General features: G+C 66.7%; 21 protein-coding genes. 11 read left to right on the top strand and 10 right to left on the bottom strand.

The features are described from left to right. Positions 1–24: 24 nt before the first annotated feature. From N790_RS15000 to N790_RS00495, 4 genes are read right to left on the bottom strand one after another with little or no spacing between them, the layout of a single operon-like run. Positions 25–1,218: a Wadjet anti-phage system protein JetD domain-containing protein gene (locus N790_RS15000; protein WP_052385547.1), complete on the bottom strand. Its 1,194-nt coding sequence runs from the start codon at positions 1,216–1,218 to the stop codon at positions 25–27. After that, positions 1,193–4,630: an SbcC/MukB-like Walker B domain-containing protein gene (locus N790_RS00505; protein ID WP_043799485.1), complete on the bottom strand. Its 3,438-nt coding sequence runs from the start codon at positions 4,628–4,630 to the stop codon at positions 1,193–1,195. The genes N790_RS15000 and N790_RS00505 overlap by 26 nt, the downstream gene beginning before the upstream one ends. Then, positions 4,617–5,222: a DUF4194 domain-containing protein gene (locus tag N790_RS00500; RefSeq protein ID WP_043799483.1), complete on the bottom strand. Its 606-nt coding sequence runs from the start codon at positions 5,220–5,222 to the stop codon at positions 4,617–4,619. The genes N790_RS00505 and N790_RS00500 overlap by 14 nt, the downstream gene beginning before the upstream one ends. Next, on the bottom strand, positions 5,219–6,649 hold the full coding sequence (locus N790_RS00495) for a Wadjet anti-phage system protein JetA family protein (protein ID WP_156969859.1): 1,431 nt from the start codon (positions 6,647–6,649) through the stop codon (positions 5,219–5,221). Before N790_RS00495 ends, N790_RS00500 begins: the two co-directional genes overlap by 4 nt. A gap of 55 nt (positions 6,650–6,704) precedes the next feature. Here N790_RS00495 and N790_RS00490 point away from each other — a divergent pair, with 55 nt between their 5' ends. Then, entirely contained in the window at positions 6,705–7,613 is a 909-nt protein-coding gene (locus tag N790_RS00490) for a helix-turn-helix transcriptional regulator (RefSeq protein ID WP_034211203.1), read from the top strand. A gap of 262 nt (positions 7,614–7,875) precedes the next feature. Here the strand turns inward: N790_RS00490 and merA are convergent, their stop codons facing one another. Genes merA through merT form a run of 3 tightly spaced genes read right to left on the bottom strand, consistent with a single transcriptional unit; the run spans position 7,876 to position 10,210 of the window. Beyond that, the gene (merA, locus tag N790_RS00485; RefSeq protein ID WP_034211204.1) at positions 7,876–9,558 is read right to left on the bottom strand and encodes a mercury(II) reductase; all 1,683 of its coding nucleotides are present in this window, start codon (positions 9,556–9,558) and stop codon (positions 7,876–7,878) included. 10 nt (positions 9,559–9,568) lie between these two features. Continuing rightward, entirely contained in the window at positions 9,569–9,847 is a 279-nt protein-coding gene (gene merP, locus N790_RS00480) for a mercury resistance system periplasmic binding protein MerP (protein ID WP_034211205.1), read from the bottom strand. Between the two features lie 12 nt (positions 9,848–9,859). After that, a complete protein-coding gene (gene merT / locus N790_RS00475; protein ID WP_034211206.1) occupies positions 9,860–10,210 on the bottom strand; it encodes a mercuric ion transporter MerT in 351 nt (116 codons plus the stop codon). A 71-nt stretch (positions 10,211–10,281) separates the two neighbouring features. On the opposite strand from merT, the gene merR reads away from it, so the two are divergent. Further along, a complete protein-coding gene (gene merR / locus N790_RS00470; RefSeq protein WP_034211207.1) occupies positions 10,282–10,701 on the top strand; it encodes a mercury resistance transcriptional regulator MerR in 420 nt (139 codons plus the stop codon). Between the two features lie 140 nt (positions 10,702–10,841). Here the strand turns inward: merR and N790_RS00465 are convergent, their stop codons facing one another. The 3 genes from N790_RS00465 to N790_RS00455 all read right to left on the bottom strand — a co-directional run bounded on the left by N790_RS00465 (position 10,842) and on the right by N790_RS00455 (position 13,666). Then, positions 10,842–11,912 carry a phospholipase D-like domain-containing protein gene (locus N790_RS00465; RefSeq protein WP_052385545.1) on the bottom strand — a complete coding sequence of 357 codons (1,071 nt, stop codon included), beginning with the start codon at positions 11,910–11,912 and terminating at the stop codon, positions 10,842–10,844. A 492-nt stretch (positions 11,913–12,404) separates the two neighbouring features. Beyond that, on the bottom strand, positions 12,405–12,917 hold the full coding sequence (locus N790_RS00460) for a hypothetical protein (RefSeq protein WP_156968906.1): 513 nt from the start codon (positions 12,915–12,917) through the stop codon (positions 12,405–12,407). Between the two features lie 347 nt (positions 12,918–13,264). After that, positions 13,265–13,666 carry a MerR family transcriptional regulator gene (locus tag N790_RS00455; protein ID WP_043799477.1) on the bottom strand — a complete coding sequence of 134 codons (402 nt, stop codon included), beginning with the start codon at positions 13,664–13,666 and terminating at the stop codon, positions 13,265–13,267. Positions 13,667–13,742: 76 nt separating this feature from the next. Here N790_RS00455 and N790_RS00450 point away from each other — a divergent pair, with 76 nt between their 5' ends. The 9 genes from N790_RS00450 (at position 13,743) to N790_RS00410 (ending at position 25,813) form a co-directional block, all read left to right on the top strand. Then, positions 13,743–15,710, top strand: coding sequence for an FTR1 family protein (locus N790_RS00450; RefSeq protein ID WP_043799474.1), 1,968 nt, complete (start codon positions 13,743–13,745; stop codon positions 15,708–15,710). 189 nt (positions 15,711–15,899) lie between these two features. Then, positions 15,900–16,508 carry a cation diffusion facilitator family transporter gene (locus N790_RS00445; RefSeq protein ID WP_043799472.1) on the top strand — a complete coding sequence of 203 codons (609 nt, stop codon included), beginning with the start codon at positions 15,900–15,902 and terminating at the stop codon, positions 16,506–16,508. Further along, positions 16,505–17,089, top strand: coding sequence for a signal peptidase II (gene lspA / locus N790_RS00440; protein WP_084062431.1), 585 nt, complete (start codon positions 16,505–16,507; stop codon positions 17,087–17,089). Before N790_RS00445 ends, lspA begins: the two co-directional genes overlap by 4 nt. Positions 17,090–17,366: 277 nt before the next feature. Further along, on the top strand, positions 17,367–17,684 hold the full coding sequence (locus N790_RS00435; protein ID WP_169742122.1) for a hypothetical protein: 318 nt from the start codon (positions 17,367–17,369) through the stop codon (positions 17,682–17,684). A 65-nt stretch (positions 17,685–17,749) separates the two neighbouring features. Continuing rightward, entirely contained in the window at positions 17,750–19,042 is a 1,293-nt protein-coding gene (locus tag N790_RS00430; protein WP_084062428.1) for a TolC family protein, read from the top strand. Continuing rightward, positions 19,039–20,265, top strand: coding sequence for an efflux RND transporter periplasmic adaptor subunit (locus tag N790_RS00425; RefSeq protein ID WP_245593715.1), 1,227 nt, complete (start codon positions 19,039–19,041; stop codon positions 20,263–20,265). The genes N790_RS00430 and N790_RS00425 overlap by 4 nt, the downstream gene beginning before the upstream one ends. A 30-nt stretch (positions 20,266–20,295) precedes the next feature. Beyond that, the gene (locus tag N790_RS00420) at positions 20,296–23,409 is read left to right on the top strand and encodes an efflux RND transporter permease subunit (protein ID WP_043799466.1); all 3,114 of its coding nucleotides are present in this window, start codon (positions 20,296–20,298) and stop codon (positions 23,407–23,409) included. Further along, the gene (locus N790_RS00415; RefSeq protein WP_043799464.1) at positions 23,406–23,735 is read left to right on the top strand and encodes a P-II family nitrogen regulator; all 330 of its coding nucleotides are present in this window, start codon (positions 23,406–23,408) and stop codon (positions 23,733–23,735) included. The genes N790_RS00420 and N790_RS00415 overlap by 4 nt, the downstream gene beginning before the upstream one ends. 77 nt (positions 23,736–23,812) lie before the next feature. After that, the gene (locus N790_RS00410; RefSeq protein ID WP_052385542.1) at positions 23,813–25,813 is read left to right on the top strand and encodes a heavy metal translocating P-type ATPase; all 2,001 of its coding nucleotides are present in this window, start codon (positions 23,813–23,815) and stop codon (positions 25,811–25,813) included. The last annotated feature ends 271 nt before the right edge of the window (positions 25,814–26,084 follow it).

The following is a 26,084-nucleotide window of genomic DNA, read 5'->3' as shown; positions in this document are numbered from 1 at the left end:
TCCGGAAGGGTTAGCGTTCTGACACTAGCCGGCGGGGCCCAGGCCGGGAAGGCGAACCGGAATGCTCTCCTGCTCGCACCCTGCCCGGGTACCCGCATCGCGAATTCCGTTGGCAACGGCGTTCCAACCTAATCGCAGCGCGTTTCGAGACATGGCCGCGCACGCGGCCGGCGAGACCTCGACCCGTCTTCCACCGCACGCGATGGGGTCCATCAACCACGGGTGCAGTCCCGCAGTTGCCGGGTCCGCCTGCTGTATGACCAAGGCGATCCGGAACCCGCCTTCATCGATGTCGCCCCAGTGATAGGCCGTGGCCCGCGGCGGCAAGGCCGCTCGGATCCGGGCATAGGCGCGGCACCACGCCGGCGACGGCATGCCACCGGTGTAGAGGATGAGTCCGTCGGTGCGGGCCCCAAGCGCCATTGCTGCGACGTGGAAGGTGGTCAGGTTCTCGATGGTGAGGATCCATGCGGGCGCGCCGGCGTAGCCGATAACCGCCGACGGTGAAACGCCCACATAGGGCCGCACGATCCGGCACGCTTCCCCTGGGAGCAGGATCTTGCCGTGCCCTGAGACGAGGAACGGTTGTGGCTCTTTGCGCAAACCGATGCGTGCGAAGACTTCTTCGGCGTGGCGCGCGGGGGCCTGCACATCCTCGGCGGTCAGCACGTCGACGTGCCGCTGCAACGCCTCGATCCGCTTGCTGTGGGCGAACAGCTCGACGCTGACCTGCCGCAGCACGCGGTCCTCCGCCGGCTGCCCGCGAAGGTGGCAGACCAGCCGCGCGGCGTCTGCGAAGTCCGGCGCGGCGTCAGGCCCCATTCCGCGCACCGTGCGCAGGGACCGCCAGGTGGCCAGCAGGGTCGGGATCGGCAGTTCCGACGCCGCCCAGGGGGCCAACACACGTTCGGCAGTGTCCACCTGATCGGCGACGGTGGGACGGCCCAGGTGCGCGGCTAGGTGCCGCAGGCTGACCAATACCACGCCGTCGAGGGGGCGTTCGTCGCCGCCCAGTTTCGACCACTCCAGGCGCACCGCCCCAGCCGTCTCGGCCGCGCGCATGCGCTCATGCAGGAGGACCCGGTCATCCAGCGTGAGCGCCCAGTACGGACTTTGGGTGTCCTTAAACGAGATCCGAATCGTCCGCGTGCTCGCCGCGTGCAGCGCCCGCTCGCCACGCGCCAGCAACTGCTCAAGCGTCGCCTGGCTGAGATCCATCGCCTCGCTCCCTGGCCAGCCTCGCCATCTCTTGCTCGATCAGTTCCGGGTGGTACAACGGGTTGTCGCTGGCCAGCAGCTCACGGGTCGCGTCCGTGAGCACGGTGCGGTCCATCTGGATCGTCTTTCCGCCGTAGCGGCCCATGTCGTAGTAAACGCTCAGGAACGAGGAGAGTTTCGGCTGGTCGGTCTCGGGGCCGGCCATGATCAGCTGCAGGCCGAGGGAGTTGAGGTACTGCGCGGCCGCACGGACATTCTGCGTATCCATCTTGTCGAACGCCTCGTCGAGCAGCATGATCCCGCCGCCGCCGTTCTGACCCTGTACCTTGCCGTATGCAGCCGCCAGTGCCGCGCCGAAGATCACGTACAAGGGCGTGCGATGCTCGCCACCGGACCCGGGGCCGAAACGCTTGCTCAGCAGGCCAATGACTTTGCCCTCGCGACTGATCTCGACATCAAAGCTGAAAAAGCGCCGGTAGTCGGCCAACGGACTGCCGTCCTGCAGCAGGACTGAGCTGGCGTCGCCCTCCATCAGCTCCCGGAACGCCTCCGGCACCTGGCCGGCCTCGCCGAACAGCCCATCGTCGCCCCCCACCTCCCGGACCCGCTGCAGGAAGTCGTACAGGGGGCGGTGCAGGTCGACCACCCGGGAGCGGAACTGATAGCGCTCGTTGTTGGAGAACGGTGGTGCGTTCTTCAGCACCAGGTTCAGACCGCGCATTTGCTCGTCCACGCGGTCGAAACCCGACAGCAGTGCTTGTGCGACGTCGGTCCGGAAGATCTCCAGGGCCCGCTGGTAAGCCTCCTCGGATTCCTCCAGTCGCGCAGCCAGTTCGGTCTCCTCCAGCCGCTGGCGCTCGCGCTGGATAAAGCGCTGGGCCGGAATCCACTGGCCGTCCAGGCCCTCGGCGGCCAGGTGGTATTGGGCCACATAGGCCGCCAGCAAAGACCAGGCCTCTCGATCCGCGCTGGCGGCGCTCGAGCGCGCCCGCTGGATGGCCGCCTCGCAGGCCTGCATCCGGGCGTCCATGACCGGGTGGCGCTCGTCCAGGCGCGCCCGATGGCGATCTACCTCCTGCGCGTCGTACAGCGCATCCTGCCGGGCCGTGCGCTCGGTGCCGGCGGCCAGCGCGAGCTGCCCGGCTAGCTCGTTGACGGTCCGCTGCGACGTCTCCAGTCGCTGTTTGAGGGTGGTCACCCGTTCGAGCCCCTGGCTTTCCTGGCGCTTGGCCTCGACGGCGGCCAGGCGCGCCGCGGTGACGGCGTCCTGCAATGACCGGGTTCCCGGCGTGGCGGTGGTGGCGAGGCGCTCGGTCAAGTCCTGAACCACGGCCTGCCCGGCGGCGATCTCGGCCAGCCGCTGTTCGATATCGTGCTGCGTAACCTGGAGGTTGCCGAACGGCGTGAGTTGCAGCAGCGCACCCTGCAGGGCCTGCTCCTCGGCCTTGCGGGCAGTGGCCAGCCGCGTGCTCTCCTCGAGTTCGGCCTGTGCCTTGCGCCGCTGCGCGTGCGAGTCGGTTCGCCCGATCCGAAGATGCTCGGCACTGGCCAGCCGCCGGCGCTCCACGCCGCTGCCGGTCGCGATCATGCCGGTGCGGGTGAATCCCTTCTGACCTGCCACCAGGTCCGGGAGGGACTCCACGCACATCACCGACCCGAGCTCGCCGCGCAGGTAGGTCACCGCATCCGCATTCTCGCCATCGACCAGAAGGGCGGCGGGCTGACCTCCCGCCGGGGCCCGGTAAGGCCGCAGGCGCGACGGCAGGGCCAGCTTGACGCCATACACCGCCTGGGTGCCGCGCAGGCCCTCATAGGCCCGTACGGCGGCGATTTCCTTCCCCCTGGGCACCAGCAGCGCCTGCACGTGCGGCCCCAGATACGCCTCGATCACCGGCTGCCACGCCGGCGCCGAGATCCGCACCAGATCGCAAACCGGGGTGCAGTCAATTCCCGCCTCGGTGAGCTCGCGCTGGAGGCGAGCGACCTCCGGGTTGAGCTCAGCCAAGCCCCGGTTTGAGCGCTCCAGGGCCAAGGCCGCGTCTTTGCGCCGGGCCTCGGCCTCCTTGTATTCGGCCTCGGCCGCGGCCAAGGCACGCCGGACGGCCTGGTACGCCAGCTCGACCTGCCGCAGGGCGCTGGCCACGCTCACGGCGTCCGGGGCCGTGCCGGCGTCCGGCGCCAACCTGCTGTCCAGGTCAGCCAACTGCGTGAGGGCGGCCTCGAACAGGCCTCGCCTCTCGAGAAGCACCGGCAACCCGCCGGCCGTGCGCACCGCCGCCGTCATCGCCTGGACACTGGCGCGCAGCGCACGCTGCTGCTGCGCCAGGTCCTTCTGGCGGTCACCCAGGTGCTGCGCGCTGCCGGCCTGGCGGGCGTAGTCAGGATCCTGGTTAAGCGTTGCAATCGCCCGCTCCTTCGCCGCGTCGGCCGCCTCAAAAGCGGCCTGCGCTCGGCGGTGCTCGGTGTGGGCGCGATCGAGTTCGCCGGCCAGCGTGGTGACGGTCTCGCTCGCCTCTGCCATCGACTCGCCCAGCCGCTCGCTGTCGTACACGGCTCGCAGACACGCATAGTTCGCTTCCGCGATCCGTTCCCGGCGCACCACGTCGTACTTGCCGCAGACCACGCTGGCCTGGTCAATCTTCTCCTTGGTGAGTCGCACCACGTCGCGCACCTGGCGGAACTGGTCGAGCCTGAGCCGGAACTCGCGCACATTCGTGGGCCGTGCCTCGATCAGGTGGTCGCGCAGCGCCACGCTCAGATCGTCCATGCCCTTGAGCTGCAGCGAGCGCTGGAAGGCATTTCGGAACGCCTGCGGGTTCGGGCGATCGCCAGGCGCCGCCAGGTGTTCGACCAGCAAGCGCCGGGTGAAGTCTTCCCGGTTCGTGGTGAACACGGCGGTGCCGATCGAGCCTGCCTGTCGGCACGCATCGGCCGCCTGTGCCTGGAATCGTTTCCAAGGCAATACCTGCGAGCCACCGCTCCCCTGCTCCAGGAACGAGGCGCTGTCGACGGCCACGCCGGGCAGGATGAACAGCCCCTGGACGATGACTTCCGGACTGTGCGCGCTCGCCGACAGCGCGATGCCCGCGGTGACGACCTGGCCTGACGTCTCGTCGCGAAAGCCCAAGGCCACGTACGTGTTGGCCACATCGCGGCACCGGCCTTCCTCGGACTGGTCAAAGACCCCCAGGCAGTAGTCGCGCAGCGTCCGCGCCCGCTTCTTGCCGTTCGCCTGCGAGTTGAAATGGGTCCGGTGCGCATCCGCCGCCAGCATCACTGCCTGAATGGCGTCGAGCAACGCGGTCTTGCCGGTGCCGTTGGGGCCCAGGAAGGCCGTATTGCGACCCATGGTCAGATCCTGCCGCTCGTACAGGAAGAACTGCACCAACGTCACCGACTCAAGCAGCTTCATCGCTGCCCTCCTCGAGATCAACGCCGTGCGCCGCCAGCTGTAGCAGCGCGGACTCGCCCAGGACATCGACGATGCCGGCGCGAATCACCACGTGGTAGGGTTGCAGCGGGTCCTCCGCACCCTCGATCTTCGCGATGCCGTAGCGACGCAGGGCCTGCAACAGGTCGTCCAGTTCGCCTTTGGACGGAAAGGGACGACCGAGCAATTCACCGTAGGCGCGCTCCAGATCCTCCAACCCGACCAAGGCCTCCCCGTCGGTCACGTCCGCCCGGTGGATGGCATCGTCGTAGAGTCGACGAAGCACCAGTGCCAGGCGCGTCTCTGACAGGCGCATGCGTGGACCCACCCGGTGCCTCGCCAGCGCGACCACGTAGTTGTGGTGGTGATTGTGCTGCATCGTGACGCCGAGCCGGTCGAGCACGTCCTTAAACGCGGCGGCGTAGGTCACCAGCAGGTGATACGGGGTCGCGCTGCCGCGATCAGCGGCGTAGACCACCTGTTCGACCAGCAATTGGTAGGCCGCCCGCTCGAAATCGGCGCCGGTGTAACGTCCGTCGGTGGCCTCGGCCAGCCGCTCCCATGAGGCGGTCATGCGGCTTTCTCCCGTTGGATGACAAAACGCCGGTGTTCCACGTAGGGGTTGAGGGTGCGCGGGCCGTCGACGAACTGGATGCGGACCGCCGGCAGCATCTGTACGAACGGATCCTGGCGCGCCGCCGCGAGCGGGGCCTCGTTGCGCGAGGCGATCAGCAGCAAGCGCTGATAGCAACACAAGTCGCTGACGGTCTCAATTTGCAACTGGTCAGAAAACACGGGGGTGGCCCGCTGTAGGTGTCTCGCGACGTAGGCCGCCAGCTTGTCGGGGCGCACCAAGCGAGCGTCCGCCATGCGTTTGCGCAATGACTGCAGGGCCAGTTCCTCGAGCGTAGGGACCCGCGTTTGCACCCGGGTGGCGTCGGGCTCGCGGGTGACCTGCCGAGCCTTGCCCAGCCAACCCTCGCCCGCCAGCTCGCCCGCGGTCCCGGCCGGCAAGGCGCGATCGCCGTCGCGCAGCGACGCCACGCCGGCAATCGCCCGGGCGATCAGTTTGTCAAAATGCCTGGGAGCACGAAGGCGGTAATCCAGATACGCCAAAGCCCGCTGGTTGGCGGCGCGAATCTCGTCATCCAGTCGGCGAAGTTCGTCCTCCACGCTTTCCAGGCGCATCAAACGGCGGGTGTCGCGCTCGAAATAGGCTTCGGCCCGATCCGCGTCGCCCCCGGCGGTGTTGTGTTGGTACCAAGCGACGATGTCTTTCCGCCGCTCCGGGTCGTGTTGAATCTGGAGCGTCAAAGTGACGATGGCGGTCCGATGCTGCAGGGGGTGCGCCTTTGTTCGGAGCTCGTGGTAGTCACCGATGAAATGCCGACGGATGAAGTCATCGAAATAGCCCGCCACGAATTCCCGGGTGCTGGCCACCGATTGCAGCGACGCCATCAGGTCGTACACCGCCACGCCCGTGCTCGCCAGATGCGTCATGCAGTGCTTGGCTTCACGCGCCGCCTTGGCGTAGGCGTCCCCCTTCCCGCCCGCGGCCTCCTGGAGGTTGAGGAATACGGAGCGGACCTCGCTACCGAGGAACTCAGGCTCTTTGGTTCCGAATTCACGCAGCAGCGTATGAAACTGGGCCAGCACCGGGCGAATGGTGGCCATGTCGCGTACGCCGCGTTTGCGCTGGCTCAACCAGCCGCTGTCCCGAAACACGCTGTAGATGCCATGGGCCCGGATGTTGGCTGGGGTATCGGGCGCCGCGCCGTCCTCGGCTTCCCAGGGGTCGCTTACGACCAGGTACGACTCCAGGGCCGCAATCAACTCGCTTTTGGGAACGTCTTCACCGGGCGTACGCGCCCCGTCGCCCCAGAACTCGTCGACCAGGCGACCGAGCAGATCCCAGTAGCGTGTGTTGTTGGCGGCCGCCAAGGGCCGGAACACGGTCCGGGGCAGGCGGTCGAACAGCGTGTTGGCGTTGGGATCAGTCACGGGCATCACAAACGTAACATGAAGTTAAACATAACATGGTGTTTAGTTAAACGCCATGTTATGGTTTTCCCACCTTTCCGCGGGCCTCCCCTTCCCCATGCCGCGCCGCCAAGCCCCTCTGGACCGCCTCAAAGCGATCGAAACCCTGCTGCTTTGGGAGGGTCGGGTCACCAACAGCCGTTTGCGAGAATTTTTCCCAGTGCACGCGGTCCAGGCCAGTCGGGACCTGACCGCGTACCGCGAGCAGGCCGAGCATAACTGCCACCCGGTTCCGGGGGAGCGGGGGTATCGCGCGACCGACTGGGTCAAACCGGTTCTCACCGAAGGATCGTTTCGGGAGTACCAGCAGCTGGTTGGCGCCGCCGGCAGCGAAGGCGGCCTGCAAACGGGCGTCCCGTCGGAATCGGTGCTCGAAGATGCCACGCACACGTCACTTCGAATTTTCCCCGTCGTGCATGCGGCGATTCGCACCGGCCAAGGCGTGGACATCGAGTATCAGTCGCTGCGCCATCCTGAGGGCACGCGTCGGCGCATCTTTCCCCATGCCCTGATCCAGGCCGGGGTGCGCTGGCACGTCCGGGCCTATTGCGAGCGGGCTCAGGCCTTCCGGGATTTCAATCTGGGGCGAGTGCGCAGCGCGACGGCGGTACCGGTCAGCGCCCCGGCTACCGGCGCGGAGGACGTGGAGTGGAACACGCCGGCCACCCTGCGCTTGCGACCGCATCAAGCGCTCACGGCTGCGCAGAGCCAGATGATTCGCCTGGAGTACTTCGAAGGTACGGTGGGGTTGGCGTTGACGCGGCGCGCTCCCTTGGTCCCCTACCTCATCCAGGCCTATCGCGCGGCGCTGGATCCGGACCGCGAGTTGCCGCCGGCGTTTTTGCTGCAGGTTCACGAGCCCGAGCAATTGCCACCCTGTGCCCGGTGGGCGGAGACGTCGGACGGCGGGGTGCTCGGGAGCTAATGGCGTGGGGACAGAACCTTCCGACGCCGTCCGGTATCTGTCCCGGGACCAAAGGAGGCGGAGTTTGGTCTGACATTCCAGATCAGGGGCTGCCGTTGCAGTCGATTCCAGAGACGAACACCAGATGCCAGAATCTAGGTCGCTCATGCATGGAACCTGAGTATGTGGGTGTGTTTACCCGCCCTGATACGTGGTCGCCCCAACTTAGGCGGTTGCCTCAGCGATGACAGCGCGGTTTTGGCTTTGAACGCTCATCACGTCGCTATCCCGCGCAACACGACAGTTGCGTCACATCCTTCGTAAAGGTCTGTGCCGCGAGCTTCAGTCCCTCGACCATGGTGAGGTACGGGAACAGCTGGTCGGCCAACTCGTGCACCGTCATTCGTGCCCGGATGGCGATCGCCGCTGTTTGAATCAGCTCACCCGCCTCAGGAGCTACGGCCTGTACGCCGATCAGGCGGCCGGAATGAGCCTCGGCGACCAGCTTGATGAATCCGCGGGTGTCGAAATTAGCCAGCGCCCGCGGCACGTTGTCGAGCGTCAACGTGCGGCTGGTGGTCTCGATGCCGTCGTGGTGCGCCTGAGCTTCGCTGTAGCCCACGGTAGCGACCTGCGGGTCGGTGAACACCACCGCCGGCATCGCCGTCAGGTCCAGCGCCACATCGCCACCGGTCATATTGATTGCAGCGCGGGTGCCGGCTGCCGCTGCGACGTACACGAACTGCGGCTGGTCGGTACAGTCGCCGGCGGCATAGATATGCGGTGCGCTGGTGCGCATCCCCTTGTCGATGACGATGGCGCCTTGCGCATTGACGGCCACATCGGCCGCATCAAGGTTGAGCGTACGGGTGTTGGGAGTGCGCCCCGTGGCGACCAGCAGCTGGTCAACGCGCAGCTCGCCGCGTACGGTGGTCAGCAGGAACTCTCCATCCAGATGGGTGACCCGGCTGGCTTGCGTACGCTCCAGCACCTCAATGCCTTCGTCGAGGAATGCGGCCGAGACAGCTTCGCTGATGGCGGGGTCTTCGCGGAAGAACAGCTTGTTGCGCGCCAGGATAGTCACCTGACTGCCCAGTCGGGCAAAAGCCTGCGCGAGTTCAACCGCCACCACCGACGAACCGATCACCGCCAATCGTTCGGGGATCATGTCGGTGGCCAGCGCGTCGGTCGATGTCCAGAAAGGCGTGTCCTTCAAACCCGGAATCGGCGGAATCGCCGGGCTGGCCCCGGTGGCGATGAGGCAGCGGTCAAAACTCACCTCGCACAGGTCATTCTCAGTGATCGCCACGGCCAGCGTGTGCGCGTCCTTGAACCGGGCTTCCCCGCGCAACACGGTGATGGCGGGGGTGCGCGCCAGGATGCCTTCGTATTTGGCAAGGCGCAGTTCATCGACGCGTCCCTGCTGCTGCGCCAGCAAGCGCTCACGCTGTATCTTCGGCGAGGCGGCGGAAACGCCGCCATCGAAGGGGCTCGTGCGTCGCTGATGAGCGATATGGGCCGCGCGAATCATGATCTTGGACGGCACGCAGCCGACATTGACGCAGGTGCCGCCAAGGACACTGCGCTCGATCAGCGTCACGCGCGCCCCTTGCTCGACAGCCTTCAGGGCCGCCCCCATTGCCGCGCCGCCACTCCCAATGACCACGACGTGAAGCTTCGACGCACCCTGCGCATGCTCTGGTTCCCCCACCGGCCGACGTAGGGTGTTCTCCCGCAGGGGGCGCGCCTGGACAAGCTGCGCCCGGTAACCCAGGCCGGATACCGCCTCGGAAAGAGAGTTAACGTCCACGTTTGAATTGACATTGACCTCGATCTCAGCCTGGCGATCTGGGAAGGACACCGAGACCGTGCGCACACCCGGCACGCTCTCCAATGCTTGCCTGACGTGCGCGGCGCACGACCCGCAGGTCATGCCCTCGATGTGCAGCAAGATGGTCTGTGTCATCAGCGCGGACTCACTGCTTGACCGTAGAGGGATAGCCCGCGTTCTCCGTGGCCTCGGTGAGGGCGGCCGGGGTGGTCTTGGTATCGTCGTAGGTCACCACCGCCTCCTTGGGCTCCCAGGTCACCTTGGCCTCGATGACGCCTTCGACCTTTGACAGCGCCACCTTCACGGTGATCGGACAGGTGGCACAGGTCATGCTGGGCACCGACAGCGTAACGGTCTGGGTGGCAGCCCAGACCGGCGCACTCAGACCGACCGTCAGGACGAGCAACGCAAGGAACTTCTTCATGGGTATCTCCTTTCAGTAGAACAGGGGCATGGCATAGGGAAACACGAGGGCCATCAGCACCAGGCCAGCGACGATCCAGAACATCACCTTGTAGGCCAGCCGCACCCGAGGCACGGCGCATGCGTCGCCCGGCGCGCAGGCGGCTACAGGCCGGAAGATTCGGCGCCATGCGAAGAAAAGCGCCACGAGCGCTGCGACAATGAAGACCGGTCGGTAGGGTTCCAACACGGCCAAGTTGCCGATCCAGGCACCGGAGAAGCCCAGCGTGATCAGCACCAGCGGACCGAGGCAGCAAGTAGAGGCAAGAAGCGCGGCGATGCCGCCGGCGGCCAGCGCGCCACGACCGGTGCGGAGGTCTGCCATGGGATTCTCCTTCCGAGACTTCGCGTGATGCGCTAACGTTACTTCCGTAGTCAGGTACGGAGTCAAGCGCTATGGCCGACACACCAGACACCCTGACCATTGGAGCCTTTGCCAAGGCCGCCGAGGTCAACGTGGAAACGATCCGCTTCTATCAGCGCAAGGGGCTGCTGCCGGAGCCGGATCGCCCTATCGGTGGTATCCGTCGCTATGGGCCAGCGGACGTGGACCGCGTGAGGTTCGTGAAGTCCGCCCAACGACTGGGATTCAATCTGGACGAGGTCGCCCAGCTGCTCAGACTCGAGGACGGCACCCATTGCCACGAAGCGGCCGACCTGGCAGCAGCGCGCCTGAAAGACGTTCGCTTGCGGTTGGCCGACCTCAAGCGCATGGAATCAGCGCTGTCCCGACTGGTAACGGCGTGCAGTTCAAGCCAAGACCACGTGACTTGCCCTTTGATCGCCTCCCTTCACCGACGTACCGCCGCTGACTAATACTGCCTTTAAGGCACGCCAGGCGAGAAAACACGAAGTTGATACGGGACCCTTGCAAGGGGTCGCGGTCTGTCCAGACGGAGTTGGGCGTCGTTTCCACGCTGTTTCCGGATAGCGCTGAAAAGGCCGCGTGACGGCTGCTAGAGCCAACGCCGCGCCCACCAGCCGATCAGCTCCAGGGCCGGCGCGTACCAAGGTCGCTGTCTCCAAGCCGCCTTCAGCACCTCTCGGGACTCGGCCAGATCAAGCACGAAGTGTTCCGCCAACGTGGCGTTGAGGGCTGGCGCCTGCCCGAGCAGGTTGATCTCGTCGTTGAGGAAGAAGCTGCGGTAGTCGAAATTGGCGGTGCCGACCGTCGCCCAGTCCCGGTCGACCAGGGCGGTTTTGGCGTGCAGCACCCGTGGTTGGTACTCCCAGATGCGCACCCCCGCGTCGAGCATGTGTGCATAGGCCGCCCGTGCCGCCCATTGCGCCAACGGAACATCACTTTTGCCTGGCACCAGCACGCGGACATCCACGCCGCGGCGAGCGGCGCCGCACAAGGCCCGCTGGCTGCGCCGGTCCGGTGCGAAGTACGGCGTCGTCAGCCAGAGCCGCTCCCGGGCCTGGTCGAACGCCTCGGTGAACGCGCAGCGCAGGCGATGCCGGCAACGACGCGAACGGTTCGACAGCAGTGCCAAAGGCGACCGCGCCGTGGGCGCCGGGACGCGTGGCGCCCGGGGGTAGTCGTCGAACAACCGGATGGCCTCGGCCACCCGAGGGCCGGTTAGACGGACATGGGTGTCGCGCCAGCGAGCCGCCCCCACCGCCCGCTGGGAATTGCGCCGGTCGAGGTTGAATCCGCCCAGGTACGCGACCGCGTCGTCGATAACCAGGAGCTTGCGGTGATTGCGGACGTGGAATTGCCCCGGCTGGCGCCACGACCACGGCCGGCTCCAGTGCCACTGCACGCCGGCCGCGATCAGGGCACGGACCCGCTCGGGTGGAATCAGACGCCAAGAGCCCACGGCATCGATACGAACCTGGACCCGCCGGCCGGCCTGTGCCAGATCGGCCAAGGCGGTGAGCATCGGCCCGCCGACGTCATCATCCGCCACGATGTAACACTCCAGACGCGCGTCTCGCGTGGCGCCGGCGAGGTCCGCGTGCATCGCCTCGTAGAGGGCGTCCCCCTCCACGAAGACCGTGGTCGTTTCCGTTATGGATGGCATGGCAATGGCGGGTCAGCGTAGTTCCGGGGATCAGCCTAGCAGCGCGGCCGGGGCCCTGGGCCGCTAGCCCGGAAAGCGGGCGCGTACCTCGGCATCCCGGCCGGCGACCAGCGCCTTGAGCATGCTGCCGCCGCAGCAGGTCCCGTGGTCGCAACCTTCAGCGCCCTGAGGCGCTTTCCCCTGCGCTTGCAGCCGGTCCGTGGTCGGTTTGCATTGACGGCCGGCGCAGCATGGGCCTTATGATTAGGTAATGACCGTGGCGTCACCCAAAAACTAAAGGGGAAAGGAGCGCGGGCTTGGGCTGGTTCCCGCTGCGAATTCCGCCCCACTTCTCCAGCGGTCCGCTCCGGCGGGCCGTTTTCTTTGGGAAGGCCCGGCTCGGACAGCGCGGCGTAGGCCCCGATCCGGATCAGGCAGGGCTCTGCGAGCCCCCGTCATCCCACTGCCCAGGCGACAGCAGCCTGCTTCAGGGGCACGCCGCACGCGATCGGGTCACCGCAGAACCGTTCCCGTCGGCAGGTCAAAATCGACGTCTGCGGAATGCAAGAGGGTGTCTAGTTGTGATTCGGACAGGGCGCCGCGCTGCAAGGCCGCCTCGGCGACCCGCTCAATGGCTTGCCACACCCCGGGTTGCGCGAGATAGCTCCGCGCCTTGTCACAAACCTCAAACCACCGGAGCGGACCCAAGGCCGCACGCACGGCCAGTACATCGCCGTGTGCGTCTCGAAACAACTCATCCTCCGAGACCGTTGCGCCAACGCACTGTCGATACCGTTCCTGCGCGACGTACCCAGCCGCCGCGATGATGGCTTCCTCCAGCGCGTAGTCGATCTCTACATTTCCCGCACCTCGCGCTCGGGCGGCGGCCAGATCGTGGTGACGGTCGTAAATTGCAGCGGCTTGGGTGGCGGTGTGTTCACCGGTCAGTTTCACCGCAATGCAAATGCCGGTCAGGTGGGCGAAGACAATGTGTCCCGCCTCGTGGTACGCCGTGTCGGGGGTCAAGGCAGGGTTCCGATAGGGCCGTTGGGCCCCGATTGGACCATGCGGGAAGATGAAAATCTTCATCCATGGTCGCGCCCAATTCCCCAAAGGGGGTTCTGCTCCGCTCATTCTGACGGCCCGCTTCGGTAGGCCGGCATTCTTTGGGCGCCCCTTTCGTTCCCGACTCCCGCCGCTGAAGCTTCGCACTGGAGCATGCCATAGTCCCAAATTGGGACGACGCATTGCATCATCGCCATCCGCGCCCTGAAACGCTTCTTGGAGCGCCATCCGGAGACCGAGCAGCTGCTCCGGGGACCCTGATCCTGTCGTCATCGCCTCCCCGGCCCTCGAATGTCCAGTGGATGGGATCACACTGGCTTCGCCGGCGTCTGCAATCCGCCCAAGATGGCGCAGGTGCCCCGGCGGCCGCCGCAGCAATCGGCAATGGTGCGTTCCAACTCTTGCGCCATTCGTTGCAGTTCGGCCTGCCGCTCGCGGATCTCGGCGAGGTGGTGGCGCGCGAGCCGGTCCACGTCGTCGCAGGACAGGTCCGGATCCTCCGCCAATCGCATCAGGTCGCGAATCTCGCTCAGGCTAAAGCCCAGTTCCCGGCCGCGGGTGATAAAACGCAACCGTGCCACGTCGTGGTGGCCATAGACCCGATAGCCGTTCCCCGTTCGGACCGGCCCAGGAAGCAGTCCGATCCTCTCGTAATAGCGGATGGTCTCCAAGTGACAGCCACTGGCGGTGGCGGCTTCACTGATTTTCATTCGCATCCCGCTTGACTCTGTAGTGGCTACGGACTTTACGCTACCCCTCTCCCGCTGCCAACGAAGTGCCCCTGCCATGCCTCAGATCCGCCCTCTGCTCGTACTGCTGAGGCAGCAATGGATCGCAGCGCTCGTGATGGGTCTGGTGCTGCTGCCGGTTCACGCCCAGACACCCCCCGTTGAGCCGCGACAAACGTGGCAAATGCTCGACTACATCGCGGTGGACTATGCCGCTGCCGTCCACGGTGGCCGCATCCTGTCGCCTGGCGAGTATGCGGAGATGCAGGAGTTTGCCAGCGCGGTTCGCACGCAACTCCAAACCCTGCCGGCGAGTCCTCAACAGCCGCGGCTGCTGGCCCGAGCCGACCAGTTGGTCGCGGCGGTGGACCTCAAGGCCGACTCCACCCAGGTCGCCACGCTGGCTCGCGGGATGGCCGACGATTTGTTGGCCGACTATCCCATCGGGGCCGTGCCAGTGTCGCCACCAGAGCCGGCCCGCGTGACGGCGCTCTACGCCCAGCAATGTGCGGCCTGCCACGGTCCGACCGGGCGCGGAGACGGTCTGGCGGGAGCCACCTTGGATCCCCCGCCGATCGCCTTTACCGACGCGGGTCGCGCGGCCCAGCGGACGCCCCTGGCGCTGTATGAAGTGATCTCCCAGGGCGTGCAAGGCACCAGCATGCCCAGCTTTTCGGCGCTGTCGGAATCCGATCGCTGGGCGCTGGCGTTCTACACGGGCAGTCTGGCGTACTCCGCTCGCGCCCGCACCGACGGGGAGACCTTGTGGCGGGCGCGGGCCGACCTCCGTGGCCGCATCCCGACGCTCGAAGCCCTGACCCGGACCCGCGAGGCGGAGCTGGCGGCCACGGTCTCCCCGGCGGAGGCGCACGCCATCGTTGCCTACCTTCGATCACGCCCTGAGGCGGTGAACCAGTCGCCAGGCCGTTCCCATCCGTTCTCCCTCGCCCGCCAACGTATGGCCGCCAGCGAGCGGGAGTATGCCGCCGGCGACACGGCGCAGGCCACAACGTCGGCGTTGTCAGCCTACTTGGACGGCGTAGAGCCGGTTGAGGCGGCCCTGGGTACCCGCGATCCCTCACTGATGCGAGAGATCGAGACGGCCATGGCCCGCTACCGCAGCCAACTCGCTCGCCCCGGTGCCCTGGCGGACGTGAGCGCACAGTCGGCGGAGGTCAACGCGCTGTTGGATCGCGCCGAGGCGGTACTGACGGATACCCGGATGGACACGACCACGGCCTTTCTGGGCAGCTTCACCATCCTGGTGCGGGAAGGTCTGGAAGCGCTCCTGATCGTGATGGGCATGATCGTGTTCCTGCGCAAGGCCGAGCGCGCCGACATCTTGCCGTACGTCCATGCGGGATGGGCCAGCGCCTTGCTGGCCGGCGCGGCAACCTGGGCGGCAGCGACCTACTTGATTGACATCAGCGGTGCCAATCGGGAGCTGACCGAAGGATTATCGGCGCTATTCGCCGCTGCCGTGCTGCTGAGCGTTGGTATCTGGATGCATCAGAAGAGTTTGGCCGGACGCTGGCAGCAGTACCTGCAGGCCAAGTTGTCGAAGGCGTTGACGCGGCGATCGGCTCTCTTCTTGTTCGTGCTTGCGTTCATCGTGGTGTATCGCGAAGTGTTTGAGACCATCCTGTTCTTCATCGCGATGTGGAGCGAAGCGGTCTCCGGCGCCATCCTTGCTGGCTTCGCGGCCGGATGTTTGGTCTTGGCCGCGGTGGCCTATTGGATGGTTCGCGCCAGCGCACGTCTTCCCGTCGGCCGGTTCTTCTCGATCAGTTCGCTCCTGATCGCCGTACTGGCCGTCGTCTTGGCGGGCAAAGGCGTGGCTGCCCTTCAGGAGGCGGGTTGGGTCACCCAAGCAGGGGTGACGGGGCCACGCATCGAATGGCTGGGCGTGTACCCGTCCTGGGAGTCCTTGTTGGTGCAGTTGGGCGTGGCGACGCTGGCGATCATTGGCTTCATAACCAACACCCGGTCGCTGAAAGCGTCGGCCGCATCTTCCTCGCGCTCATGAGCTGCCCAAGGGACTTGCGATATTGCCGCCGGGCCGCGACCTCCGCGTGCGCCGCACTCCTCCTGAACAGCGTGCCGTGGCCAACGCATGGCCTGCGCGCGGAGTTCGCCTCGGGCTGGGGCCTTGCCGCTCGGTGGCCCACGTTGGGTGATCTCTGCGGTTCATGCTCGCCCGCCAACGGAGAAAGCCATGAGTGACTGCGGTTGCCACCACGATGCCAAGAACGCGCAAGAGCGCCGCATCCTGAAGATTGCGTTGGCTCTCAATGCCGCGATGGCGGTGATCGGCGGCATCGCCGGTTGGATCGCCGACTCGACCGGACTGCTGGCCGATGCACTGGACATGCTGTCGGATGCCATCGCCTACGCGATCGGGTTGGTCGCCATTGGACGCGCCGCGAGTTTCAAAGCCAATGCGGCCTGGCTCAGCGGTAGCATCTTGCTGGTGTTGGGTTTGGGCGTGCTGGCCGAGGTCGGGCGCCGGGTGGTTCACGGCGCCGAACCGGCCAGCAGTTGGATGATTGGGACGGCACTGCTGTCTTTGGCGGTCAATGTCACCGTGTTGCGCTTGCTCGCGCCGCTGAAGACGGGAGAGGTGCACCTGCGCGCGACGTGGCTGTTCACCCGCGCCGACGTTGTGGCGAACGTGGGGGTCATCCTTGCGGGCGGTCTGGTCCTGTGGCTCGACTCGCCCTATCCCGATTTCATGATCGGCACGTTGATCGGCCTGTATGTCATCAAGGAATCCTTCGAGATTCTGCGCGATGCCCGCCGTGCCCGGCAGGGGGCTGGCACATGAGGCAGCCTGACCGGTCAAAACGAACCGGCGACGCCCTGCGCGCTGGCGACGTTCATGCGCGGCAGGGAGCGCCCGGAGTGGAGGGAATCCGCACGAGCGCCATCGCATGGCTGCTGCTCTCGCTGGCGGTGCTGTTGTTGGACCAAGCCACCAAGTGGTGGGCGATGACGGCGATCCCCGATGACGTGGCCATCGCTGTCGTGGAAGGGTGGTGGAACTGGCGTCGTTCCTACAATCCCGGTGCGGCGTTTGGTTTGCTGGGCGGTGCGGGAGGCTGGCAGCGGCCGGTGCTTGCGGCATTGGCGCTGGGCGTGTCCGCTTACCTGGTGTACTCGCTTTACCGCCTGCCCCGACGGGCATGGCGACTGGCGGTTCCGTACGCCTTGGTGATTGGTGGTGCTTTGGGCAATGCGGCCGATCGGCTCAGTCGGGGGCAGGTCGTCGACTTCATTCAGTGGTACTGGCGGGACTTCTTCTGGCCCACCTTCAATGTGGCCGATATGGCCATCGTCATCGGGGCGGTGGCGATCGCGGCGAACGGCCTGATGCCACCGAAGCTGTCGCAAGGACAGGCGGCATGAAGTCTTTCTCGGCACGCCGGATGCGGCGGTGGCCTGGCATCGACCGGGCTGTCGGCTCCCGGCGACCTTGGAGCCCCTTGAGGCCCTTCACGCCCGCGATTTGTTTGCAGCTCCCCGTAATCTCATGTCCTCCTGAACGCGATGCGGCGTGCAGAGGAGAATGAAATTGTGTAACTCCAGTGCCGTCAGATACGCTGCCGCAGCCATGCGTACTTCCCCTCCCCTGCTGATGGCCCGACTTCGCGCATCCGTGCGGGTGGCCGCGTGGGTGCTGTTGGTGTTCCTGCTCAAGGTGGGCATGGTCGCGGCTTGCACGGTAGATGAGATGCAGGACAGCACCTGGGGGGCGACCAGCACCCAGGGGCCGGCGGCCGATACCGCCCTGACGCCCGATGCGTCGGCAGCGGACGATCCTTCGTCGCTCCTCTCGCATGCCGCGGGCGGCTGCCTGGACTGCCATTGCCATCATGCGGCGGCCCTGCCGCCCGTGGTCGTCCTTCTGGCCGGACCGCCGGCCATGGCCCGCGTTCTACCCGTTCCGATCGCCATGCCGATCGGTCCCGCACGCAACGAGCTTCGCCCTCCCATTCTCTGAGCCCTCTCGTTTTCGCTCCCTGACGCCGAGGCGTCGGGGTCGACGTGTGCTCAGAGGATGTTTCCATGCGTTTTATCCCTCCCCCGCGACGCTTGCGCGTCGTGTCGTTGCCGACGATCGTTCTGCTCCTGGCGGGCGCGTTGGCCGCGCCCATCCATGCCGCCTCGCCCGCGGCGTCTCCCATCGCCCTGCGCGATGCCGTCACCGCGGCCTGGCGCGCCCACCCCAGCGCCCGAGCCACAGACGCTACCTTGGCCGCCGCCCGCGCCCGCGCCGACGCTGCCGGCCGTCCGCTTTACAACCCCGAAGTCCAGTTTGCGGCCGATGACGAAGGCACCGACCGCACCACCACCGCGGGCGTCAGCCTGGCGCTGGACCTGAGCGGCAAACGTCGTGCCCGGCGCGATGCGGCCGCGTCACAGCTGGACGTTGCCGTGGCCCAGGCCCGGCTGAGCCGACGTGATTTCGTGGCCGCCTGGCTGGTGGGTTGGGCGGATTGGCAAAGCGCGTCACGGCGGGTGCAGCAAGGCGAGCAACGCCTGGCGCTGATCTCCCGATTTGCCGATCTGGCCGACAAGCAGTTCGGCGTGGGCGACATCTCGTCGCTTGAACGGGATCTGGCCCGGCTGGCCCGCGATGAAGCCGAAGCGGAACAGGCGGCGCTGCTGGCCGAAGCCGCCGAGGCCGAGGAAGCCTTCCGCAACGTCGGCGGACAGCCCGACGCCGTGGCCTCGGACTCGGCGTGGTCGCAGGCGCTGCCGGATGTGGCGCCCGCTCCCACGACCTGGGAGGCCTTGCCGGAATGGCAGATCGCGCAGGCCCAGTCCGAAGGGGCGGCCCGTCAGGTCACCGTCGCACAACGCGACCGAGTTCCGGACCCGACGCTCGCGCTCACCGGCGGCCGAATCGACTACGGTCCCGTCTCGGACAACGTGGTGGGCGTGTCGCTCAGCGTGCCGCTGTTCGTGCGCAACCCCTACCGGGCCGAGGTCGTGGCCGCGCTTGCCGATGCCGATGCCGCAGCAGCCCAGGCCGACATCACCGGGGCGCAGTTGGCCTCGCGGGCCCAGCGCACGGCGGCCAGTTATGCCGCGGTCCGTCGTGCCTTTGCCCGCTGGAGCCAAAGTACCGGTACCGATGTCGAAAAACGGGCCGAGCTGCTGGAACGCCTCTGGCGCGCCGGCGAGCTCTCGACCGCTGACTACCTGCTCCAGCTCAAGCAGACCCTGGATACCGCCCTTGCCGGCGCCGCGCTGGAAGGTCAGCTCTGGCGCCGCGCCACCGATTACCTCGCCGCCACCGGCCAGCTCGAAGCCTGGCTCGGAATGAATGACGCGACTGGAGAAACTTCGCGATGAACCCGAAAAGCTACCTGTTGATTCCCGCCGGTGCGGTCCTGGTCCTGTCTTTGGCAGGCTGTGGCGCCGAGCCTGCGGCGACGCCTTCACCCCAGGCCGTGGCCACCGACACGAGCACGCCACGCGGCGAAGACGCTGAACATGCCGACGAGGCAGGCCAGGAAGAGGCGGGCCACGACGAAGAGGCCGTGCATGACGAAGAGGCCGGCCACGATGAAGCGGAAGAAGGCGCGGAACCGGTTCGCATGGACGCCGCTGCGCTGGAAGCCGCCGGCATCAAGCTGGCGACCCTGGATGCGCGCTCACTGAGCGAACCGCTGCAGGCCCCGGGTGAAGTGCTGGACAACGCTTACGGCACCACCCTGATCACGCCGCGGGTCGAGGCCCTGGTGGTCCGCCGCCACGCCAAGCTGGGCGACGAAGTGGCCGTCGGCGCGCCGCTGGTGACGCTGTCGTCCGTGGAGGTGGCCCAAGCCCAGGGCGCGCTGGCCATCGCCGAGCAGGATTGGAAGCGCGTTCAATCCCTGGGACGCGAGGCCGTCTCGGGCCGCCGTTACCAGGAAGCCCAGGTCACCGTCGAGCAGGCACGTGCGACGGCGCGAGCCTACGGCTTGCCGGGCACGGCCACGGGCCGGTCCAATGGCGAGTTCACGCTGACCGCGCCGCATGCGGGGCGTCTGACCGAGGATGCCTTCGTGGTCGGCGAGCGGATCGAGCCCGGCCGCACGCTGTTCCGCCTGGTCGATGAGTCGGTGGTGTGGGTGGATGCCACGCTGCCGGCCGAGCAGGCCCGGCGCATCGCCATCGACAGCACCGCGCAGGTGGTGCTGGGCCCGGTGCGACTGCCCGGCAAGGTGGTGCAGCGCGCCCACCGCACCTCCGAGAACACCCGGACGGCGCTGGTGCGAATCGAAGTAGCCAACGAGGGCGATCGCCTGCACGGCGGCGATTACGTCGAGGTCTATCTCGATGCCGGCGGTGGCAGCGACCCGCAGCTGGCGGTGCCGACGGCGGCGCTGGTGCAGTTAGAGGGCGAGAACGTGGTCTTCAAGGAGACCGATGGCGCCCTGGCGCCCGTGGCGGTTCGCCCCGGTCCGGTGGTCGGCGACCACACCGTCATCGCCGACGGCCTGGTCATCGGCGACCGGGTGGTCGTCGAGGGCGCCTACGTGCTCAAGGCCCAGATGCTCAAGGCGCAACTGGGAGAAGGTCATGGTCATTGACGCCCGCGTCGCCGCGCGCGGAGGTGCGCCATGCTAAATCGCCTGGTCGAACTTTCGCTGCGCTACAAGTTCCTGGTCCTGATCATCTTCGCCGTCGTGGCCTTCCTGGGCCTGCGAGCGGTTCGCGACGTCCCCATCGATGCCTTCCCGGACGTCACCCCGGCACAGGTGAACATCTATACCGAGTCCCCGGGCCTGGCGGCCGAAGACGTCGAGCTGCTGTTGACCACCCCGGTCGAGTCCGCGCTGGCGGGCTTGCCCAAGGTGCAGGAAATCCGCTCGGTGAGCCTGTTTGGTCTTTCCTATGTGTCCGTGTATTTCGAGGACGACATGGAGATCTACTTCGCCCGCCAGCTGGTCAATGAACGCCTGCAGGAAATCGGCGACCGCCTGCCTGAGGGTTACGGCAAGCCCAGCATGGGTCCCAACAGCTCGGGCCTAGGCCAGGTGTTCTGGTACACGGTCGAGCGCGCTCCGGGCGTGAGCAAGGACCAGGTCACCGACATGGACCTGCGTACCTGGCAGGAGTGGACGGTGCGCTTGATCCTGCGCACAGCACCGGGCGTGGACGACGTCAGCTCCTGGGGCGGCGGCGAGCGCGAATACCAGGTCCGGATTGATCCGCAGCGGCTATATGCCCGGGGTCTGGGCTTTGGCGACGTGATTGCGGCCCTGCCGGCCAATAATGGCCAGGTCGGCGGCAACGTGATGGACGTGGGTCGCGAACAGTACCTGGTGCGCGGCCTGGGCTTGCTGTCCTCGACCGAGGACATCGGCGCGATCGTGCTCAAGGCCGAGGATGGCGTGCCGGTTTACCTGCGCGACGTCGCCCGGATCATCGAGTCGCCGGCGCCGCGCTTTGGCGCGGTGACCCGCGATGGCGAAGAGGTGGTGCTCGGCATGGCGTTGGCCCGCATCGGCGAGAACGCCAAGGATGTGGTGGAGGCGGTCAAGGCCAAGCTGGCCACGGTCCAGGACGCCCTGCCCGAGGGCATGGTCGTGCGCCCGATCTACGAGCGTACCGACCTGGTCAACAAGGCAGTGGGGACCGCGACCCGGGCCCTGATCGAGGGTTCGATCCTGGTGGCGATCGTCCTGTTCCTGTTCCTGGGCGAGTTGCGTTCGGCGCTGGTCGTGATCGTGACCCTGCCGCTGGCGATGCTGATGGCCTTCATCGGCATGGGCCAGTTCGGACTGTCGGCCAATTTGATGTCCCTGGCGGGCCTGGCCATCGGCATCGGCATGATGGTAGATGGTGCCGTGGTGATGGTGGAGAACGCCTACCGCATCATGGCCGAGCGGCACGCCCATGGCGAAAAGGTGGACCGGACCTCGGCGGTGCTGGCGGCGGCCAAGGAAGTGGCCAATCCCATCTCCTTCGCGATCCTGATCATCATCGTGGTGTTCCTGCCGCTGTTCAGCCTCGAGGGCCTAGAGGGCAAGCTGTTCAAGCCCATGGCCTTCACCATCGCGTTCGCGATGGCCGGATCGATGCTGCTGAGCCTGACGCTGATCCCGGTCTTGGCCGCCATGATCCTCAAGCCCAAGGAAGAGAAGGACACCCGCCTGGTGGCCTTCCTCAAGCGGCGCTATCGTCCGCTACTGGAGCGTGCCCTGTCCGCCAAACGCGCCGTGGTGATCACGGCCTCCGTGGCGCTAGTGCTGGCCTTGGGGCTCTTCCCGTTCCTGGGCAAGGAGTTCATGCCCCAGCTACAGGAAGGCTCGATCATGTGGCGGGTGACGGGCATCCCGTCGACGTCGCTGGATGAGTCGATCCGCACCAGCAATGTCATCGCCGAGGCGTTCAAGAAGTTCCCGGAAGTGGAGACGACGCTGGCCATGATCGGCCGCGCCGAGAAGGGCGAGACCGCCGACGTCAACTACATGGAGATCTACACGGCGCTGACCCCCGAGGAGGACTGGACCACCGGCCGCTCGATCAAGGAGCTCGAGGAAGCCATGCAGGAGACGCTGGAGGAGGTCGTGCCCAACGTGGTGCCCGGCTACACCCAGCCGATCCAGATGCGCGTCGAAGAGCTGATCTCCGGCGTCCGCGCGACCCTCGCGCTCAAGCTCTACGGCGAGGATCTGGGCGAACTTGATCGCATCAGTAGTCAGCTCAAGCCGGTTCTTGCCGGGATCGACGGCGTCGCCGACCTATCGCTGGAAGCGAACGTCGGTAAGCCGCAGATCCGCATCGAGGTGGATCGGGCCGAGCTGGCCCGGCACGGCATGAACGCCGAAGAGGTGCTGACCATCGTGCGCAATGGCCTGGGCGGCGAACCGGTCAGCGTGCTGCTGGACGGGGTGCGGCGGTTCGACATCTCCGTACGCCTGGATGACGGCACGCGCAGCTCGGTCGAAGCCCTGCGACGGATCCCGCTGAAAGCCGCTTCGGGTGCGTTGGTGCCGCTTTCGGAGGTCGCGACGGTGTCAGTAGCCGAGGGCTATTCGTTCATCCGTCGCGAGCAGCTGCAGCGTTACGCCGTGATCCAGATGGATGTGCGGGGTCGGGATGTCGATGGCTTCGTGGCTGATGCCACGGCGGCCATCGAATCGCAGGTGGACCTGCCGCCCGGCTACTGGATCGAGTGGGGCGGTGCGTTCGAGAACCAGCAGCGGGCCCTGGCCAAGCTGAGCCTGATCGTGCCCATCACGATCTTCTTCATCTTCGTGCTGCTGTACACCGCGTTCAACTCGATCAAGTTTGCGGCCCTGATCCTGGCCAACGTGCCCTTCGCCACCATTGGCGGCCTGCTGGCCTTGTTCCTGACCGGCCAGTACCTTTCGGTGCCGTCGGCGATCGGGTTCATCGCGGTGTTCGGCGTCGCCATGCTCAACGGCATCGTGCTCGTGAGCTTCCTCAACGAGCAGCGCGAACGCGGGCTATCGGTGCGCGAGGCGGTGCTACAAGGCACGGCCCTGCGACTGCGCCCGGTGCTGATGACCGCTAGCGTGGCGATCCTGGGTCTGGTGCCGATGCTGATCTCCAGTGGCGTCGGCGCCGAAACCCAGCGCCCGCTGGCTACCGTGGTGGTGGGCGGCCTGCTCAGCGCCACCCTGCTGACCCTGTTCCTGCTGCCCGTGGTCTACGAGTGGCTGGAAACCCGCGCCGAACGCAAGAACCCGGAGGCCACGCCATGAAGCGCATTACTGCCTTGCTGCACGCCCATCGGATGAGCGACATCGTGCACGCCCTGGAGGCCGCCGGTGAGCGGCGCCTGAGCGTGGTGCAGGCCCGCGGTTTGTTGCGCGCCTCCAGTGCCCGCGAGCAGGACTACTCGGTCGAGCTGGGTGAACGGGTGACCCAGGAAATCCAGCTGGACGTTTTCTGCGAGGACGAGCGGGTCGACGCGATCGTTGCGTTGATCCGGCAGCACGGCCGCACCGGGCAGGTGAATGCCGGATGGATCTTCACCAGTTCCATCGACGATGTGCTGCTGATCGACCGGGCGGACGTGCCGGCCTAGCCCAGCACGGCGAAGGACCCGAGGCAGGCGCGCTCCGTCGGAGCGCGCCTGCAGGCTCCCTACTTGAGGAATGCCCGATGAGTGATACCACGCCTCCCCCGGCCGCTAGCGCGGGGCACAACCACGGTCACGGCAGCGGGGGCCCTTGGGCCGGCCGCGCCGAGATCATTTTTTCCCTGGCCTCCGGCGCCCTCCTCCTGGCCGGCTGGGCCTGGGGTCGAACACAGGGCGACGGTGCCACCGGTCCTCTCATCCTGCTGCTGCTTGCCTATGCGGCCGGCGGCTTCTTCACCGTGCGCGAAGCGCTCGAGAACCTGCGCCACCGTGAGCTGAAGATCGATTCCCTGATGATCGTGGCGGCCGCGGGCGCCGCGGTCTTGGGCCAATGGGCCGAGGGGGCGTTGCTGTTGTTCCTGTTCAGTCTCGGCCATGCCCTCGAGAACTACGCGATGGGCCGCGCCCGTCGCGCCATCGAGGCCTTGGCCGACCTTCGGCCAGAGTCGGCGCTGGTGCGCCGAGGGGCCGAATTGGTCGAGGTGCCCGTAGGCGACTTGGTCGTCGGCGACGTCGTGGTGGTCAAGCCCGACGAGCGGGTGGCCGCTGACGGCTTCGTGGTGCTGGGCGAGAGCAGCATCGACCAAGCCGCCATCACGGGCGAAAGTGTGCCGGTCGATAAACGGCCGGTGGTGGACGTGGCCGAGGTAAGGCGACGTCTTGACGCGGTCGGCCCAGAACATCGGGTGTTCGCTGGCACGATCAATCAGGGCAAGGTCCTCGAGGTCGAAGTCACCCGCCTCGCCAGCCAGAGCACCTTGGCCCGAGTCGTGGAACTGGTGCGTTCGGCGGAGCACCAGAAATCCCCGACGCAGCTGTTCACGGACCGCTTCCAGAAGATCTTCGTCCCCGCGGTGCTGGGACTGGTGGGCCTGCTGCTGTTCGCCGGATTGGTGGTGGACGAGCCGTTCAGCGCGACCTTCTACCGCGCCATGGCGGTGCTGGTCGCGGCCAGCCCCTGCGCCTTGGCCATTTCCACGCCCAGCGCTGTGTTAAGCGGCGTGGCGCGGGCCGCGCGGGGCGGCGTGCTGATCAAGGGCGGCGGCCCGCTGGAGCGGCTGGGCGTCCTGCACGCACTGGCTTTCGATAAGACCGGCACGCTGACCGAGGGCCGACCGCAGGTTACGGACGTCATGCCCGCCGATGGCGTGACGAAGCAGGAACTGTTGAGCGTGGCCATCGCGGTCGAACGTCTGAGTGACCATCCCTTGGCTGCCGCGGTAGTGCGCGATGGCTTGGTCCGGCTAGGCGACCACGCCACGCCGCTGGCGACGGACCTGGAGAGCCTCACCGGGCGCGGGCTGAGGGCGACGGTGTCGGGCGAGACGGTGCACCTGGGCAAGAAGAGCTTGTTCGATGCGATCGGCGGTCCGGGCCTGCCCCCCTCCCTGAAGGCCCGGGTGCTGGACTTGGAGCATCAAGGCCGGACGGTGTTTGTGGTGCGCCAGGGAGAGCGGTATCTGGGTGTCGTGGGCTTGATGGACACGCCCCGGGAAGCAGCCAGGGCGGTGATGTCACAGCTACGTGAACTCGGCATGACCCGGCTGGTGATGCTCTCGGGCGACAACCAACGGGTCGCCGATGCGGTGGCCGCCAGCGTGGGCATCGACCGGGCCTATGGCGACCTGATGCCGGAGGACAAGGTCAAGGCGATCAAGACGCTGCGTGCCGAAGGCGAGGTCGCCATGGTGGGCGACGGCGTCAACGATGCGCCGGCGCTGGCCAGCGCGTCGGTCGGCATTGCCATGGGAGCCGCGGGGTCAGATGTCGCGCTTGAGACAGCGGACGTGGCCTTGATGGGCGACAAGCTTGAGCACCTGCCGTTCGTCGTGGGGTTGAGCCGGCAGACCCGGCGCATCATCCGCCAGAACTTGTGGGCCAGCCTAGGCATGGTGGCTATCCTCATTCCGGCAACGATCCTGGGCATGAAGATGGGCGTCGCCGTGCTTTTCCACGAGGGTTCCACCCTCTTGGTGGTGGCGAACGCGCTGCGCCTGCTAGCGTACCGTCCCGTTCTGGACTAGCGACGCGCATCGTGGTTGCCGGTGTGGCGATAGAAGTTAGCGCCTACCTCTCTGCTGATCGGATACGAAGCGTAGTAGAAAGTTGTGGACCGGGCGCACTACGCTGTAACCTTATGACTGTGAGCCATACCCCCCGTCCCCTACTCCGAGTTGTCCGCGCCCTTTTCTGGGCGCTGATTTTGTTGGGTGTGATGGTCCAGCCCGTGCTGAGTTCGGTCCAGGACCTTCACGAGTGGGAACATGCGCAATTGGATGCGACCGGCGACGCCAG

The sequence above is a fragment of the Arenimonas malthae CC-JY-1 genome, assembly GCF_000747075.1.
GTDB lineage: Bacteria > Pseudomonadota > Gammaproteobacteria > Xanthomonadales > Xanthomonadaceae > Arenimonas > Arenimonas malthae.
The sequence above is the reverse complement of the archived record's forward strand: the minus strand, read 5'-3'. Positions and strand labels throughout refer to the sequence as shown.

Bases quoted from the DNA above. Each gene is read 5' to 3' on its own strand.
- N790_RS15000 (WP_052385547.1), bottom strand. From the start codon at position 1,218: ATGGATCTCAGCCAGGCGACGCTTGAGCAGTTGCTGGCGCGTGGCGAG.
- N790_RS00505 (WP_043799485.1), bottom strand. From the start codon at position 4,630: ATGAAGCTGCTTGAGTCGGTGACGTTGGTGCAGTTCTTCCTGTACGAG.
- N790_RS00500 (WP_043799483.1), bottom strand. From the start codon at position 5,222: ATGACCGCCTCATGGGAGCGGCTGGCCGAGGCCACCGACGGACGTTAC.
- N790_RS00490 (WP_034211203.1), top strand. From the start codon at position 6,705: ATGTTATGGTTTTCCCACCTTTCCGCGGGCCTCCCCTTCCCCATGCCG.
- merA (WP_034211204.1), bottom strand. From the start codon at position 9,558: ATGACACAGACCATCTTGCTGCACATCGAGGGCATGACCTGCGGGTCG.
- merP (WP_034211205.1), bottom strand. From the start codon at position 9,847: ATGAAGAAGTTCCTTGCGTTGCTCGTCCTGACGGTCGGTCTGAGTGCG.
- merT (WP_034211206.1), bottom strand. From the start codon at position 10,210: ATGGCAGACCTCCGCACCGGTCGTGGCGCGCTGGCCGCCGGCGGCATC.
- merR (WP_034211207.1), top strand. From the start codon at position 10,282: ATGGCCGACACACCAGACACCCTGACCATTGGAGCCTTTGCCAAGGCC.
- N790_RS00465 (WP_052385545.1), bottom strand. From the start codon at position 11,912: ATGCCATCCATAACGGAAACGACCACGGTCTTCGTGGAGGGGGACGCC.
- N790_RS00455 (WP_043799477.1), bottom strand. From the start codon at position 13,666: ATGAAAATCAGTGAAGCCGCCACCGCCAGTGGCTGTCACTTGGAGACC.
- N790_RS00450 (WP_043799474.1), top strand. From the start codon at position 13,743: ATGCCTCAGATCCGCCCTCTGCTCGTACTGCTGAGGCAGCAATGGATC.
- N790_RS00445 (WP_043799472.1), top strand. From the start codon at position 15,900: ATGAGTGACTGCGGTTGCCACCACGATGCCAAGAACGCGCAAGAGCGC.
- lspA (WP_084062431.1), top strand. From the start codon at position 16,505: ATGAGGCAGCCTGACCGGTCAAAACGAACCGGCGACGCCCTGCGCGCT.
- N790_RS00430 (WP_084062428.1), top strand. From the start codon at position 17,750: ATGCGTTTTATCCCTCCCCCGCGACGCTTGCGCGTCGTGTCGTTGCCG.
- N790_RS00425 (WP_245593715.1), top strand. From the start codon at position 19,039: ATGAACCCGAAAAGCTACCTGTTGATTCCCGCCGGTGCGGTCCTGGTC.
- N790_RS00420 (WP_043799466.1), top strand. From the start codon at position 20,296: ATGCTAAATCGCCTGGTCGAACTTTCGCTGCGCTACAAGTTCCTGGTC.
- N790_RS00415 (WP_043799464.1), top strand. From the start codon at position 23,406: ATGAAGCGCATTACTGCCTTGCTGCACGCCCATCGGATGAGCGACATC.
- N790_RS00410 (WP_052385542.1), top strand. From the start codon at position 23,813: ATGAGTGATACCACGCCTCCCCCGGCCGCTAGCGCGGGGCACAACCAC.